Annotated in this window: 16 protein-coding genes; 9 read left to right on the top strand and 7 right to left on the bottom strand. The window is 68.9% G+C overall.

Annotated elements, in window-relative coordinates:
• Positions 1–3: 3 nt before the first annotated feature.
• Together FB464_RS09095 and FB464_RS09090 are read right to left on the bottom strand one after the other, a co-directional pair.
• Positions 4–663 carry a DUF1345 domain-containing protein gene (locus tag FB464_RS09095; protein ID WP_246092993.1) on the bottom strand — a complete coding sequence of 220 codons (660 nt, stop codon included), beginning with the start codon at positions 661–663 and terminating at the stop codon, positions 4–6.
• A 101-nt stretch (positions 664–764) separates the two neighbouring features.
• Positions 765–2,144: an MFS transporter gene (locus FB464_RS09090; protein WP_246092992.1), complete on the bottom strand. Its 1,380-nt coding sequence runs from the start codon at positions 2,142–2,144 to the stop codon at positions 765–767.
• Positions 2,145–2,259: 115 nt separating this feature from the next.
• On the opposite strand from FB464_RS09090, the gene FB464_RS09085 reads away from it, so the two are divergent.
• Both FB464_RS09085 and FB464_RS09080 read left to right on the top strand, forming a co-directional pair.
• Positions 2,260–3,117: a LysR substrate-binding domain-containing protein gene (locus FB464_RS09085; protein ID WP_116416490.1), complete on the top strand. Its 858-nt coding sequence runs from the start codon at positions 2,260–2,262 to the stop codon at positions 3,115–3,117.
• A 129-nt stretch (positions 3,118–3,246) separates the two neighbouring features.
• A complete protein-coding gene (locus FB464_RS09080; RefSeq protein WP_116414153.1) occupies positions 3,247–3,987 on the top strand; it encodes a hypothetical protein in 741 nt (246 codons plus the stop codon).
• Positions 3,988–4,028: 41 nt separating this feature from the next.
• Here FB464_RS09080 and FB464_RS09075 read toward each other — a convergent pair whose 3' ends face one another.
• Positions 4,029–4,997 carry an SDR family oxidoreductase gene (locus FB464_RS09075; RefSeq protein WP_246092991.1) on the bottom strand — a complete coding sequence of 323 codons (969 nt, stop codon included), beginning with the start codon at positions 4,995–4,997 and terminating at the stop codon, positions 4,029–4,031.
• Entirely contained in the window at positions 4,994–5,554 is a 561-nt protein-coding gene (locus FB464_RS09070; RefSeq protein ID WP_116414154.1) for a TIGR03086 family metal-binding protein, read from the bottom strand. The genes FB464_RS09075 and FB464_RS09070 overlap by 4 nt, the downstream gene beginning before the upstream one ends.
• A 70-nt stretch (positions 5,555–5,624) precedes the next feature.
• Between FB464_RS09070 and FB464_RS09065 the strand changes: the two genes are divergently transcribed.
• Both FB464_RS09065 and FB464_RS09060 read left to right on the top strand, forming a co-directional pair.
• Positions 5,625–6,125 carry a GNAT family N-acetyltransferase gene (locus FB464_RS09065; RefSeq protein WP_211327318.1) on the top strand — a complete coding sequence of 167 codons (501 nt, stop codon included), beginning with the start codon at positions 5,625–5,627 and terminating at the stop codon, positions 6,123–6,125.
• A gap of 9 nt (positions 6,126–6,134) precedes the next feature.
• Positions 6,135–6,638, top strand: a complete 504-nt coding sequence (locus FB464_RS09060; RefSeq protein ID WP_116414155.1) for a DUF427 domain-containing protein — start codon at positions 6,135–6,137, stop codon at positions 6,636–6,638.
• A gap of 4 nt (positions 6,639–6,642) precedes the next feature.
• Here the strand turns inward: FB464_RS09060 and FB464_RS09055 are convergent, their stop codons facing one another.
• Positions 6,643–7,350: a GntR family transcriptional regulator gene (locus FB464_RS09055; protein WP_246092990.1), complete on the bottom strand. Its 708-nt coding sequence runs from the start codon at positions 7,348–7,350 to the stop codon at positions 6,643–6,645.
• A 56-nt stretch (positions 7,351–7,406) separates the two neighbouring features.
• Between FB464_RS09055 and FB464_RS09050 the strand changes: the two genes are divergently transcribed.
• The 5 genes from FB464_RS09050 to FB464_RS09030 all read left to right on the top strand — a co-directional run bounded on the left by FB464_RS09050 (position 7,407) and on the right by FB464_RS09030 (position 12,528).
• Positions 7,407–8,669, top strand: coding sequence for an MFS transporter (locus FB464_RS09050; protein WP_211327319.1), 1,263 nt, complete (start codon positions 7,407–7,409; stop codon positions 8,667–8,669).
• A gap of 72 nt (positions 8,670–8,741) precedes the next feature.
• Positions 8,742–9,821, top strand: coding sequence for a type III polyketide synthase (locus tag FB464_RS09045; RefSeq protein WP_116414157.1), 1,080 nt, complete (start codon positions 8,742–8,744; stop codon positions 9,819–9,821).
• The gene (locus FB464_RS09040; RefSeq protein ID WP_116414158.1) at positions 9,821–10,354 is read left to right on the top strand and encodes an isoprenylcysteine carboxyl methyltransferase family protein; all 534 of its coding nucleotides are present in this window, start codon (positions 9,821–9,823) and stop codon (positions 10,352–10,354) included. The genes FB464_RS09045 and FB464_RS09040 overlap by 1 nt, the downstream gene beginning before the upstream one ends.
• A gap of 10 nt (positions 10,355–10,364) precedes the next feature.
• Positions 10,365–11,459, top strand: a complete 1,095-nt coding sequence (locus FB464_RS09035; protein WP_116414159.1) for an NAD(P)/FAD-dependent oxidoreductase — start codon at positions 10,365–10,367, stop codon at positions 11,457–11,459.
• Positions 11,460–11,595: 136 nt separating this feature from the next.
• Positions 11,596–12,528, top strand: a complete 933-nt coding sequence (locus FB464_RS09030) for an oxygenase MpaB family protein (RefSeq protein ID WP_246092989.1) — start codon at positions 11,596–11,598, stop codon at positions 12,526–12,528.
• Positions 12,529–12,751: 223 nt separating this feature from the next.
• Here FB464_RS09030 and FB464_RS09025 read toward each other — a convergent pair whose 3' ends face one another.
• Positions 12,752–12,988, bottom strand: a complete 237-nt coding sequence (locus FB464_RS09025; RefSeq protein ID WP_116414161.1) for a hypothetical protein — start codon at positions 12,986–12,988, stop codon at positions 12,752–12,754.
• 12 nt (positions 12,989–13,000) lie between these two features.
• Positions 13,001–14,002, bottom strand: coding sequence for an aldo/keto reductase family protein (locus FB464_RS09020; RefSeq protein ID WP_116414162.1), 1,002 nt, complete (start codon positions 14,000–14,002; stop codon positions 13,001–13,003).
• Positions 14,003–14,004 lie beyond the last annotated feature (2 nt).

Genomic DNA, 14,004 nt, shown 5'->3' with positions numbered 1-14,004 from the left:
CGTTCAGCCGGCGAGCCCGGCGATGAGGTTGATCGTCGCCGCCAGGATGACCGCCCCGAACAGGTACGACAGCAGCGCGTGCCGGAGGGCCGCCGAGCGGAAGTCGCTCGTTTGGAAGCTCGTGTCCGACACCTGGTAGGTCATGCCGATCGTGAAGGCGATGTACGCGAAGTCGCTGTAGCGCGGCGGTTCCTTCTGGTTGAAGTCGATCCCGCCATCAGGCCCCCGATAGTAGAGCGACGCGTACCGCAGCATGAAGAGTGTGTGCACGAGCATCCACGACAGCGTCAGGCTCAGCACGGCCAGGGCGCCGACGCCGAAGCGCTCGACACCGCGCGAGTCGGATGACCCGAGCAGCACGATCACCACGGCCGCGATGCTCGCGAGACTCGCCAACAGGATGAGCAGCTCACTCGCCCCGCGCGACGGATCCTCCCGTGTCGCGTGCTTCGCTGTCTGGTCGGCAGCCATCCCGTGGGTTCGCACCGCGACCACTCCGATGTAGATGGCCGCGGCGAAGATCCAGCCCACGACCGCCGCTCCCGCCCAGTAGCCGAGCAGCCCGCAGAGTACCCCCGCCACGACCCCGACGATCAGCATTGTGATGACGCGGGCGGCGGAACGGTGCATCAGCCGAGGGGCGGCGGGCCGGGAAGTGGTCATGAGGGGAATCCTGCCACGTCGGTCGACGCCGGATGCTCAGCCGGGCATCCGAGTCGCCGTCAGCTGCCCCACCAGACGGTTGCCCCCCGCCCCCCCGATGCTCAGCCGGGCGTCCTGCTCGTCACCAACTGCGTTCGGGCGGCTGTACCAGTCGAACCGGGGTGCGGCTCGATGCTCACGAACCGCGGGGCCCGCAGCAGGTGCAGCCGGAGGCGGAGCCGCCCCTGGCGCGCGAGGATGACACCGATCACGGAGGCCGCGAACACCGGCACCAACCCCGAGATCGCCATGCCCACGTGGGCGCCCCAGGTCTCGACGATGAAGCCCATCAGCGGTCCGCCGATGGCCTGGCCGCCGAGCAGCACCAGCACGTAGACCGACATCACGCGGCCGCGCACCGTGGTGTTCGACGAGATCTGCACGAGCGAGTTGGCGCCCGTGATGAAGAGCAGGTTGGCGAAGCCCACTCCGATCAGCACGGCCGAGAAGAAGAGCTGGTTCGTCATGAATCCGGCCAGCGCCTGGAGCAGGCCGAACACGCCGGCGCTGATGATGACAGTACGGAGCCGGATGCCGCGGCGGCGCGTCGAGGCGATCGCTCCCGTGAAGGCTCCGACCGCCAGCAGCGAGTTGAAGAGTCCGTACCCGCTCGCGCCGACCACGAAGACGTCGTTCGCGAAGGCGGCCAGCAGCACGGGCATCGAAAAGGTGAAGAGCGAGAGCACCGCGATCATGATGATCGTCCAGAGGATGGCGGGTTTGGATGCCACGTAGCGGAGCCCCTCGCGCAGTTGCCCCTTGGCGCGCAGGGCCTGCTGCATCGGGTGGAGTTCGTCGACCTTCAACATCAGCAGCGCGGCCACGACGAACAGGCAGCTGACGGCGTTGATGGCGAACGACCATCCGGCCCCCACCGCCACCAGCAGCACCCCGCTCACCGCAGGACCGACCAGGCCGCCGAGCTGGAAGACCGACGAATTGATGCTGATCGCGTTGTGCAGGTTCGCCGGCCCGACCAGCTCGTTCACGAAGACCTGCCGGGCCGGATTGTCGAGAACGGTGACCGAACCGACCAGGAAGGCGATCACGTAGACGTGCCAGACCTCGACGACACCGGTGAGGGTGAGGGCGGCGAGCAGGCAGGCGAACAGGAACAGCGCGATCTGGGTGCCGATGAGGATGGCGCGCCGGGAGTGGCGGTCGACGAACACTCCGCCGAAGAGCCCGAACAGCAGCATCGGCGCGAACTGCATGGCGACGGTGATGCCCACGGCGGCGACGCTGCCGGAGAGTTCGAGCACGAGCCAGTCCTGGGCGATGCGCTGCATCCACGTGCCGGTCATGGAGAGCATGTTCGAGAAGGTGAAGAGGCGGTAGTTGCGGATCCGGAGCGAGATGAGGGTGTCCCGCCAGGCCGGGCGTTCGGTGATGATGGCCAGGGGAGCGGTCTGCTGCAGTGCGGAGTGGTGGGGGGGAGTCACGGAAGAACCTCAGAAGTTTCGTATATGTCCTTTCGACGGTACCGGTATCGTGTTCATTGTTAGGGTGAATCGCGACTATTAGTAACATTACGTTTTCGAATGAGAGGTGCGTCCCGTGTTCGATCCGGTGCTGTTGGCCACGTTCCTTGCTGTAGCCGAAACACACAGTTTCACGCTCGCGGCGAGCCGGTTGGGCATCAGCCAGCCCACGGTCAGCCAGCACATCCGCAAGCTCGAGGAGGCGGCGAAGCGGCAGCTGGTGGCCCGCGACACCAGGGACGTGAGGCTCACCGACAACGGCGACGCCATGGCGGGGTTCGCCCGAACCATCCTCGCGGCGCACTCCTCTGCCGAGGCCTACTTCTCGGGGTCAGCGATGCGCGGACGGCTCCGCTTCGGTGCCGCCGACGATCTCGCGATCACCCAGCTGCCGCGCATCCTCCGGCACTTCCGTCAGCTGTACCCGCAGATCAACCTCGAGCTGACGGTGAACCAGAGCACCCCGCTCTACCGGCGGCTGAAGAGCGGCCAGCTCGACCTGATCTTCATCAAACAACTCTCGGACTCGGATGAGGGCTCCCTCGTGCGCCGCGACGACCTGGTCTGGGTCGGGCAGGAGCGCACGACCATCGAGCCGGGGGCGCATGTGCCGCTGATCGTGTACCAGGCTCCGAGCATCAGCAGGCAGAGCGCGATCGACGCCCTCGAGGCGAGCGGGCGCACCTGGCGCATCACCTGTAACACCCGGGAGGTGAACGGCATGCTGGCGGCAGTGCGCGCGGGGCTCGGCATCGCCGTTTTCCCGCAGTCGCTGATCCCGGACGATCTGGTGATCGTGGGGGAGAGGTTCGCATTGCCGCAGCTCGGGCATGTCGACTTCCGGCTGCTGTCCAATCCGTTGGCGGCGGCTGAACCGATCGAGGCGCTGACGTCGGCCATCATGGGCCGGCCGCTGAGCCGGCCGGTACGGTGAGGATGTCACGCGCCTCCGTCGCTCGGAGGCGCGTGCTCGCTCAGCGAAGACTCGAACTCACGCCCTAGCGTGGAGGGTGCCGGGTCGCCACGGAGCAACCACGGTCGGAACATTTGAGGGAGAAGAACGATGGGTTTTCTGGATCGGATCCTGGGCCGCGAAGAGTCCCCCGCGGAGACTCGACCGACGGGGGCTCCGGATGCCCGGCAGACCGGGGCGCGCAGTGAAGACGAGATCGCGGTCGAACGCTACCGCTACCTGTTGCGCACCGCGCCGCCCGAGACGATCGAGCAGGTGCACACGGAAGCGTTCGGAAAGCTGACGACCGAGCAGCGTGCGCTGGTGTTCGACGAACTCACGAAGAACGCTTCCGCGGGTGACGCTCCGGTCGACGAGTCGCCGGCATCCCTTGCGCGATCGGCGACGCGGTCGGAGCTCCGCCAGCCCGGCATGCTCGAGAAGTCGTTCGCGGGCCGCGGCGCGGCCGGCGCCGGCGGTGGTACGGGCGCGGCTGGTCTCGGCGGTGGAGGCGGCGGACTCGGGTTCGGCGGGATGTTCGCCAGTTCGCTGCTCGGTTCGGTGGCCGGGTTCGTCATCGGGTCGGCGATCGCGCAGGCGTTCATCCCGGACTCGGTCGGCTACGACCAGGCCTCGGACGGCACGGGCGACGGGTCCGAGGCGGCAGCGGCGGACGGATCGGGCAACGATGCTTCGGGCGCCGATGGTTCTGGCGGCGATGGTTCTGGCACAGACGCCGGTGCGGTCGACGACGGAACCGTCCTGGCGGGTGACGACGGAGGATCCGGCTTCGATGGCCAGACAGACTTCGGGTCCGATTTCGGCGGCGACTTCGGCGACTTCGGAATCTGAGCGGGGCCGCGTCGCCCGCGGCCTGCACCTCGCCCAGGCGGTCAGTCTGAGGGGAAGGTCACCCCGGTGAGCTCCTCCGATACCGACCACAGGTGACGGGAGGCCCGTTCCTTCTCCGCGCGCTTGGTGAAGTGGGCGAAGCCGGGGCTGCCGGTCAGCTCGAACAGGCCGGACGGGCCGTAGTAGTCACCGTTCAGGGCTTCTGGCGTCGTTGCGGCGAAGAGTTCGGGCAGGGCTCCTTCCGCAGCGGACTGCGACAGCCCCGGGACGGTGAGGCCGCGCCCCGAGCTGGTGCGGGGTTTTGCCCGGCCGAGGTTCGGGCCCGACGACTGGAGGTTGGTGCGGCTGAAGCCGGGGTGGGCGGCGACGCTGGTGATCTCCCAGCCGTGTTCCTGGCTGCGTCGGCCGAGTTCCTTGGCGAACATCAGGTTTGCGAGCTTCGACTGGCCGTAGGCCGTCCACGCGTTGTACCGGTGCTCCCGCTGGAGGTCATCGAAATCGAGTCGCCCGATCCAGTGCACGATGCTCGACATCGTGACGACCCGGGGATGGTCGGCACGGAGGAGCGCGGGCATGAGTCGGCCTGTGAGGGCGAAGTGGCCGAGGTGGTTGGTGCCGAACTGCAGCTCGAAGCCGTCATCGGTGGGGGTGCGCCTTGGAACGGCCATCACTCCCGCGTTGTTGAACAGCAGGTCGAGCGGATGCCCGGACGAGACCAGCTCGTCGGCGAGCCGCGCCACAGACGAGAGGTTCGCCAAGTCGAGCGCGGCGAGGTGGAGCTCAGCGTGCTCATCTGAAATGCGGCCGCGCAACTGCCCCAGCGCAGCCTCGCCCTTCTCTCTGGAGCGGGACGTGATCGTCACGTGGGCTCCGGCCGCAGCCAGGCGAGCGGCCGTCTCGAGGCCGAGTCCGGAGTTGCCTCCCGTGACCAGTGCCCGCCGACCGGTGAGGTCGGGCAGGTCGATGTCATGGCGGATGGCGGGGCGGTCGCGCGCTGGTTCGGAAGTCACACCCGGTCGTCCCTGCCGGTCAGGGCGAGCAGTCGGGTCTGGAGCGGAGCGTCGCCCGCGACCGGAACGGGGGAGGCGAACAGCCCGCTCGCCTCCAGGGTGTCTTTCTGGGGTTCGAAGACGGTGTAGACCGCCTCGACGAGGGCCGGGGCGAGAGTGTCGCTGGAGTGGGTGGCGCGGGCGAGATCCCACGTGTGGATGGTCACGTCGGAGACCTGCTCACGGAGGTACTCATGAGCAGGGATGGTGCCGTAGGAGACATGCACCGGCGCTTCACGGTCGGCCTTGGACCACGCCGAGGCCGCAGCGGTGGAGTACTTGTGCCACTCGGCGATCAGGTCGTCGCCCAGCCTCGCGATCAGGGGCTGCGCTTCGCGTATCGTGCGGCCGGCCAACAGGAGCGGCACCCACTGCTGTTCTTCGATGACGTGCTGCACCAGCTGGTGCGTGTTCCAGTCGGTGTCGGGGGTCGGTGCTGACCAGTCGACGACGGCGGCGAGTCGACGGCCGAACTCGGTGTGCGCCGTCTCGTGGAGGCTGATCCAGTCGATGTCCATGGTGAGTCTCCTTCTTTCTCAAGAGTAAAGCCCCGGGCTCGCCCGGGCATTCCGCGTGTACCGTCGAGGGGTGACCGCCCTGACCCGTGACCTCCGACCGGATGATCTGCCCGCCGTGCTCGCCATGAACAACGAGGCGGTGCCGGCCGTCAATGACCTCGACGAGATGAGCCTGGCTGCCCTCGTGGCGCTCAGTCACCGTGCCGTGGTGGTCGTCGACGACTCCGACGAGGGGATGCCCCTGGGCTTCGCCCTGGCGCTGCTCCCGGGTGCTCCCTATGACAGCGAGAACTATCGTTGGTTCTCGAACCGCTCGACGAGTTTTCTCTACGTGGACCGCATCGTCGTCGCCGACGGGGCGCGGGGGCGCCGTCTCGGACAGGTGCTCTACGACGATCTCTTCGACGCCGCACGTGCATCGAACAGTGCGGAGGTGTTCTGCGAGGTGAATCTGGAACCGCCGAACCCGGGTTCGCTGGTGTTCCATACGCGGCTCGGTTTCGAACAGCTCGGCAGCCAGGCGACCAAGGGTGGCCGCGTTGTGGTTTCCCTTCTCAGCCGCCCCGTCTAGGCTCGGGCTATGCAGCCATCGCGTTCCCAGAGAGTCGTGCCGGCACCCGGCCAGGAATCGGTCTGGGACTACCCCCGCCCGCCCCGGGTCGAGGCGAGCGACGAGCGCATCGTGGTGACGCTCGGCGGCCAGACGATCGTCGACACGACCGATTCGGTGCGAGTGCTCGAGACGAGTCATCCACCCGTCTACTACCTGCCGCGCGAGGCCTTCGCGCCGGGGGTGCTTTCGGATGCTGCCGGGAGCTCGTTCTGCGAGTTCAAGGGGGCCGCGCGCTACCTGAGTGTGACGGGCGGCGGCCAGAGCGCCGTCGGAGCCGCCTGGTTCTACCCTTCGCCCTCGAAGGGCTACGAGGCGCTGGCCGGCCGGGTCGCGGTGTACCCCGCGGAAATGGACTCGTGCACGGTCGACGGTGAGACGGTGGTCAGCCAGGACGGTGACTTCTACGGCGGCTGGATCACGTCGCGTGTCGTCGGCCCGTTCAAGGGAGCGCCCGGCACCCTCGGCTGGTAGCGCGTCACTCCGCTGCACGGCCGAGCCCCCGCAGAACCACGAAGCCGCGCGCCCGGAGGCTCTTCGACCGCTCCTCGTCGAGGGAGATCGAGAGCCTCTCCTTCGTGTTCTCGATGTGCAGCGCCACCAGCCTCGTGGCCTCATCGGCGTCGCGCGCCTTCAGTGCCCCGACGATCGCGCGGTGTTCGGAGACCGCCAGTGCCCGCGACTTCTCCGTACGCACTTCGAGCCACCGGGTTCGTGACAGCCGAGTCATCGAGGAGACGGTCGAGGCCACCATGAAGGGATTGTCGCTCAGGCGGACCAGTTCGACATGGAAGTCGGTTCCCATCCGATGGCCGGCCTCCTGCGAATCGCGCGGGTCGAAGGATCGCAGGAGTTCGTCGAGTGCTTCGAGGTCGTCATCGCTCGCGTGCTGGATGGCGAGCCGGGCTGCTGCGCACTCGACCGCCTCTCTCAGCTCGAGCAGGGACTCGACTTCGCCGAGGTCGATCGGTGCGACCATCCAGCCCCTCCCGTCTCGCTGCACGAGCCCTTCGGACTCGAGGCGCATGAGCGCGGCGCGGACGGGCGTGCGGGAGGCCGACAGGTCGGCTTCGAGCCCACGCTCGGTGAGCCGGGCACCCGGTGTAACGTCGAGCGCCAGGATGCTCTGCCTGAGCTGGGCGTAGATGTGCTCGGTCTGGGAGGGGGTCTGCGTTGGTTCGGTCACAAAAATGAGCATAGCACAGTGGTATACCGCTTTGGTATACCACTATGATCGAACTCATGCAGAGCCCAGCCGCGACCACCATCCAGAAGGCCCCCCTCGGCGTCCGGCCCTGGGTCATGCTCGCCCTCGGCCTGTTCTCCCAGGTCGCAGGCACGATCGTCGTGACCACGCCGGCGTTCCTCGTTCCGTCGCTACATGCCGACTGCGGCCTCTCCCTGGCCGAGGCGGGGCTCCTGGTGGCGGCGCCGTCTGTCGGTATGGTGCTGACGCTCATCCTGTGGGGAGCGCTGGCCGACCGGGTCGGGGAGCACTGGGTCATCGGTGCGGGCCTCGCCATCACGTCCGTCGCTGCGCTGGGTGCCGTCCTGTCCGGCGACCTCGTCTCCACCGGGATCTTCTTCCTGGTCGCCGGAATGGGAGCGGCGAGCGCCAATGCCGCGGGGGGCCGGCTCGTCGTGGGCTGGTTCCCGCCGGATCGGAGGGGCCTCGCCATGGGCATCCGCCAGATGGCGCAGCCTCTCGGGGTGGCCGTGTCGGCGATCGTCGTTCCGCCCCTGGCCGCCGGGGGAGGCCTGTCGGCGGCCCTGGTCTTCCCGTTGGTCATCGTCGTCATCGCGGCGCTCGCGGCACTGCTGTTCATCACCGACCCCCCGCGTTCGCCGAAACCGAACGGCGCGACAGGCTCCGGCGCGACAGCCCCCGCTGCCGAGGCCGCCGCGGCGCGGAAGCGCGCGAACCCGTACCGGTCGAGTTCGCTGCTCTGGCAGATCCACTCGGTGTCCGTGCTGCTCGTCGTGCCGCAGTTCGTGGTGTCGACGTTCGCGCTGGTCTGGCTCATCTCGTCGGAGGGCTGGCCGCCCCTGCTGGCCGGTGTGGTCGTCGGGTTGGCCCAGTTCGTCGGCGCGCTCGGCCGCATCGTCGTCGGTATCGTCTCCGACAGGGTCGGCAGCCGGATGGGCCCGCTCCGCGTCGTTGCTGCCCTGGCCAGCCTCGTGATGCTCGTTCTGGCCCTCACCGACTGGCTCGAGCTCTCGGGGTTCGCTGCGTTCGCGGTCGTGCTCGCCTCCACGGTCACGGTCGCCGACAACGGCCTCGCCTTCACCGCCGTGGCCGAGATCGCGGGGAGCCGATGGTCGGGCCGGGCGCTGGGGGCCCAGAACACCGCACAGTTCCTCGCCGCTGCGGCGACAGCCCCTCTGGTGGGCCTCCTGATCGGAGCGGTCGGCTTCGCAGCATCCTTCGCCCTGACCGCGGTGCTGCCGGTGCTGGCTCTTCCGCTGATCCCTCGGCGACGGAAGGAGACGGGTGAGAAGCTCTAGCTCCGGCTTAGCACAGGTTCGTCGCGCCGGTCAGCCGCAGGATGCTCGCCCCGCTCGTGGTAGCGTGCAAAAATGCCACGCATCTCGGGGGTCGCCACTGCCTTCCCGCCACAGTCCTACACTCAGTCCGAGATCACCGAACTCCTCGGTCCGCTCATCACTTCTGATCCCGCGAAACGAGCCCTGTTGAACCGGCTCCACGCGAACAGCAGGGTCGACCGGCGACACCTGGTCATGCCCTACGACTGGTACCGCGAGAGCGACCTGAACTTCACGCTCACCAACAATCTGTTCATCGGCGCAGCCGTCGAACTCGCCGAGAAGGCCGTCACAGCGGCACTGGCGAAAGCTGCTCTCGCACCCGAAGACGTGGACTACGTCATCTTCACGTCGGTGACCGGCATCTCCGCTCCCTCGGTCGATGCGCTGCTCGCGCTCCGCCTCGGCTTCCGTTCCGATGTCAAACGCGTGCCCATGTTCGGCCTCGGCTGCGTCGCAGGCGCCGCGGGCATCGCCCGGCTCAACGACTACCTGCTGGGTCAGCCGGATGCCGTCGCGCTCCTCGTCTCCGTCGAACTCTGCTCACTGACCGTGCAACGCGGCGACGACTCGATGGCGAACCTGGTCGCGAGCGGTCTGTTCGGCGATGGCGCGGCCGCCGTCGTGATGGTGGGGGACGAGCGCGCGAAGACCCTGCCCGGGCAGGGACCCGATGTGCTCGACTCGCGCAGCCGGTTGTACCCCGGCACCGAGAGCGTGCTGGGCTTCAACCCGGGGGAGAGCGGCTTCCGGATCGTACTCACGGCGGGGGTCGCCGACGTCATCGACGAGCATTTCGACGCTGATGTGGTCGGCTTCCTGGAGGAGCACGGCTGCGCGGTGGACGACATCGACGTCTGGCTCGCGCACCCGGGAGGCCCCCGCGTGCTGCAGTCCTTCGCCTCCGCGCTCTCCCTGCCCGAAGACGCCCTCGACATCAGCTGGGAGTCGATGGCCCAGAAGGGCAACATGTCCTCGGCATCCATTCTCGATGTCCTGGCGATGACGCTCGAACGGGGCCATTTCGACTCGGGGAGCCTCGGACTGCTCTTCGCTCTCGGCCCTGGAGTGTGCGCCGAGATCGTGCTGTTGCAGTGGCCTGAGACAAGCTGATGCTGTTCTACGCCGCGCTCATCCTCGCCACGGGTGTCGAACGGCTGGTCGAACTGCGGGTCTCCACGCGGAACGCCAGCTGGGCGTTCGCCCGTGGGGGAGTCGAGTTCGGCCGCAACCACTTCCCGTTCATGGTCAGCCTGCACACGGGAATGCTGCTGGCCTCCCTGCTCGAGGTCTTCCTGCTGCATCGGGTGTTCCTCCCGTGGCTCGGGTGGCCGATGCTGGTCGTCGCGCTCGCCTGCCAGGGTCTCCGGTGGTGGTGCATCGGTACGCTCGGGCCGCGTTGGAACACTCGCGTGATCATCGTTCCGGGCCTCCCGCTGGTCGATCGGGGGCCGTACCGGTTCCTGCGGCACCCGAATTACGTCGCGGTCGTCGCCGAGGGGGTTGCGTTGCCGCTCGTCTACACCGCCTGGATCACCGCGCTGGTGTTCTCGGTGGTCAACCTCGTGCTGCTGGTGCGGTTCCGCATCCCGACGGAGGAGCGGGCGCTGGCGTTCGGGCTCAGCCAGGGTGTTCGCGAGGGCTGAGGAGAGACGCATGCAGAATCCGGATGTGCTCGTGGTCGGCGGCGGACCCGTGGGGCTGGCTGCGGCGATCGGTGCGCGCCTGGCCGGTCTGCGTGTGCTCGTCGTCGAACCGCGCACCGGCCCGGTCGACAAGGCGTGCGGTGAGGGACTCATGCCGGGCGCCCTCGCTGAGCTCGAACGGCTCGGAGTGCGCCCGCACGGGCATCCGATCGCCGGGATCGGATACCACGATGGCGCTCGTGCGGCGCAGCACCTTTTTCGCGGAGCATCCGGTCGCGGTGTGCGCCGCACCGAGCTGTCCCGCGCGCTCCATGAGAGGGCGGCCGAGCTCGGTGTCGAGCGGCTCGAGGGCAGGGTCGTCGAGGTGGCGCAGGATGCCCGGGGGGTCGGCGTCACGCTCGGTGACGGATCGGGCATCCGGAGCCGGTGGCTGATCGGCTGCGATGGGCTGCACTCAGGCATCCGGCGGCTCGTCGGGCTGGAGGTGCCGGCTGCCCGGGCCAGGCGTTACGGGCTCCGCCGGCACTACCGCCTGGCACCGTGGAGCGACGCCGTCGAGGTGTTCTGGAGCGGCGGGGTGGAGGTCTACGTGACCCCGGTCGCCGAGGGGCTGATCGGCGTCGCGATGCTCGGGCCGCGCGGGATGGACTACGAGGGCGAACTGGCGCGCATCCCCGAGCTCGCCGAACGCCTGAACGGCGCAGAGCCTGCCGGGCCTGTCGCCGGCGCCGGGCCGCTCCGGCAGCGGGTGAAGGCGCACGCGTCGGGCCGGGTGCTGCTGGCGGGCGACGCCTCGGGGTACCTCGACGCCCTGACCGGCGAGGGCATGCGGATCGGGTTCGCCCAGGCCGCGGCTGCGGTGCGGGTGATCGCGGGCGCTCACGACACGCCGGAGGGCGAGGCGGTCGGAGCGGGTGCGCGCGGCGTCGGTGCTCGCGCGGCGGCTCAGTACGAACGGGAGTGGCGGCGGGCATCCGGCAGCGCCAACCGGTTCACCGCGGGGCTGCTGCTCGCTTCGCAGTCACCGGTGCGCCGGATGATCGTGCCGGTCGGCGAGCGGATGCCCGGGCTCTTCTCCGCGGCGGTCGAGGTCATCGCGCGCTGAGTCGTGCGTGCACGCTGAGTCGTGCTCGAACGCTGAGTCGTGCCCGCGCGGTGAGCTGTGCCCGCACGCCCGGAGCCTGCTGGGAGTCCCGCGTCAAGGGTGCGGCGACGTCGCGGAGCCGGGAGACACTGGAGGGGTGAGCATTTTCCCCGAAGCCATGCGCAACCGACTGCGCTCGATCTTCACCAACCAGCCCGAAGGCCAGCCCCAGTGGGTGCTCGACCTGCAGAACGGCGACGACGCCGGCTTCTTCGCGCCGGACTCGGCGACGTGGGCTGTGCACGGTCAGACCGCGACGATCGTCGCGGGGGTGCGTGCACTGCTCATGCAGGCGCTCCACCCTGGGGCGATGGCCGGGGTGCACGACTGGTCGCGGTACAAGGAGGATCCGCTCGGGCGGCTGGCCGGCACCATCCGCTGGATCTTCACGGTCAGCTATGCGGACACCGCCACCGCCGTGGGCACGACGAACTGGGTGTTGAAGTTGCACGAGAAGGTGCGCGGCACCTACCTCGATGCGAAGGACATCGAGAAGCCGTATTCGGCGAACGATCCGGAGCTGCTGTCGTGGGTGCACCTGGCGTTCACCGACTCCTTCCTCGCGACCGCGAAGCTCTGGAGCACTCCGATCCCGGGCGGACCCGACGCGTATGTGCGCGAGTGGGCGAAAGCGGGGGAGCTGATGGGCGTGCCGAATCCGCCCCGTTCGGAGGCGGAGCTGGCTGCACAACTGCGGGCGTTCTACGACGCGGGGGTGTTGAAGAGCGACGAACGGGTCGCGGAGGCGCTGCAGTTCATCCGTCGCCCGCCGCTCGGCAAGGGGATGATGCCCGGCTACGCGGTGCTCTTCAACGGGGCGGTGTCGTCGATTCCGCCGCTGTATCGCGACATGCTCGGGCTCGGACCCGCGCGACTTGGCCCTCTGACGCTGCCGGCCCGCGCGTCGACGGCGGCGATGCTCGGCGTCATCGGCAACATGCTCGGCCACGACGAGCCGAGTGCGACGCAGGCTCGGAAGCGCCTGGCCCGCCTCGCCGCCGCCGAGCGCTCCAGCCGCACGGAGGCGTAGCCCGCCCGCGCCGCGCCGTAGCCCCGCGCCGCGCCGCCCGCGCTCCCGCCGCAGTTTGTCGCTTCCGCGCGTGCGCGCGCAGGCGCGGAAGCGACAATCCGTAGCGGAACCCGTCGAGGTGGCGAGTGGCGCGCGCAGGTGGCGTGCGGGCGTCGCGGCCGGCGCAACGAGCGAGCGCCCAGGCGCCTGCCGCGCGGGCGCGGGGGCGGAGCCGCGGCCGCCGCTAGCGGAAGCGCATCGTGGGCGGGAGGGGCTTCGGCGGCTCCGACAGCTTGCGGATGCGGCGACGCTCGAGGCGCGCCGAGACCACCATCACCGCCGCGAACACGATGCCCGCGAGCATGATGATGAGGAACACCGTGCCGTAGGCGCCGTGCGTGACGGCGCTCGCGACCGCCGCGGCGACGGTGATGAACGACCCGAGAAGCCCGAGCAGGGAGAAACGTGTGGCGCGATCCATCCGAAGCCCCGCCTAGCCGATCCGCGCGGCCGGTGACACGGTCAGCGCGGGGTCGCGCGTGACGAGGTCGCCGAGCGCCTCATCGATCGCCGTGAGCTGCCCGGCTTCGAGCTTCACCCCTGCGGCGGCGACGTTCGACGCGATCTGTTCGGGTTTGGATGCCCCGATGATCGCCGAGGCGACGTTGGGGTTCTGCAGCACCCACGCCACCGCGAGCTGCGCCATGGTGAGCCCGGCTTCGTCGGCGATCGGCTGGAGCTTCTGCACCCGGGTGAGCGTGTCGTCGTCGAGCCAGCGGGTCATGAACTGCGAGCCGCCTTTCGTATCGGTCGCGCGCGATCCTTCGGGTACCGGAGCACCCGGCTTGTACTTGCCGCTGAGCGCACCGCCGGCGACGGGGGACCAGACGATCTGCGAGATGCCGGCCTCGACGGAGGCGGGCACCACCTCGGCCTCGATCACGCGCCAGAGCATCGAGTACTGCGGCTGGTTCGAGACGAGTTGGAAGCCGAGCCGGTGGGCGAGCGATGCCGCCTCGCGGATCTGCGCCGCCGTCCACTCGCTCACCCCGATGTAGAGCGCCTTGCCCTGGCGCACGATGTCGGCGAATGCGGTCATCGTCTCCTCGAGGGGCGTCTCGTAGTCGTAGCGGTGCGCCTGGTAGAGGTCGACGTAGTCGGTGCGGAGCCGGGTCAGCGAACCCTCGATCGACTCCATGATGTGCTTCCGGCTGAGACCGGTGTCGTTCGGGCCGGAGCCGGTCGGGAAGTAGACCTTCGTGAAGATCTCGATGGATGATCGCCGCTCGTTCTTCAGCGCCTTGCCGAGCACCTTCTCCGCAGCGGTCGCGGCGTACGCATCGGCGGTGTCGAACGTCGTGATGCCGTTCTCGAGCGCCGCGGCCACACTGGCGCGTGCGACCTCGTTCTCGACCTGCGAACCGTGGGTCAGCCAGTTGCCGTAGGTGATCTCCGAGATCTTGAGCCCGCTGTTGCCGAGGTACCTGAATTCCATAC

It is taken from the genome of Subtercola boreus (assembly GCF_006716115.1).
GTDB lineage: Bacteria > Actinomycetota > Actinomycetes > Actinomycetales > Microbacteriaceae > Subtercola > Subtercola boreus.
This window is presented reverse-complemented; position numbering and strand designations above follow the sequence as displayed.

Coding starts and splice junctions, on each gene's coding strand:
- FB464_RS09095 (WP_246092993.1), bottom strand. CDS start 663: ATGACCACTTCCCGGCCCGCCGCCCCTCGGCTGATGCACCGTTCCGCC.
- FB464_RS09080 (WP_116414153.1), top strand. CDS start 3,247: ATGGGTTTTCTGGATCGGATCCTGGGCCGCGAAGAGTCCCCCGCGGAG.
- FB464_RS09070 (WP_116414154.1), bottom strand. CDS start 5,554: ATGGACATCGACTGGATCAGCCTCCACGAGACGGCGCACACCGAGTTC.
- FB464_RS09060 (WP_116414155.1), top strand. CDS start 6,135: ATGCAGCCATCGCGTTCCCAGAGAGTCGTGCCGGCACCCGGCCAGGAA.
- FB464_RS09050 (WP_211327319.1), top strand. CDS start 7,407: ATGCAGAGCCCAGCCGCGACCACCATCCAGAAGGCCCCCCTCGGCGTC.
- FB464_RS09045 (WP_116414157.1), top strand. CDS start 8,742: ATGCCACGCATCTCGGGGGTCGCCACTGCCTTCCCGCCACAGTCCTAC.
- FB464_RS09040 (WP_116414158.1), top strand. CDS start 9,821: ATGCTGTTCTACGCCGCGCTCATCCTCGCCACGGGTGTCGAACGGCTG.
- FB464_RS09035 (WP_116414159.1), top strand. CDS start 10,365: ATGCAGAATCCGGATGTGCTCGTGGTCGGCGGCGGACCCGTGGGGCTG.
- FB464_RS09025 (WP_116414161.1), bottom strand. CDS start 12,988: ATGGATCGCGCCACACGTTTCTCCCTGCTCGGGCTTCTCGGGTCGTTC.
- FB464_RS09020 (WP_116414162.1), bottom strand. CDS start 14,002: ATGGAATTCAGGTACCTCGGCAACAGCGGGCTCAAGATCTCGGAGATC.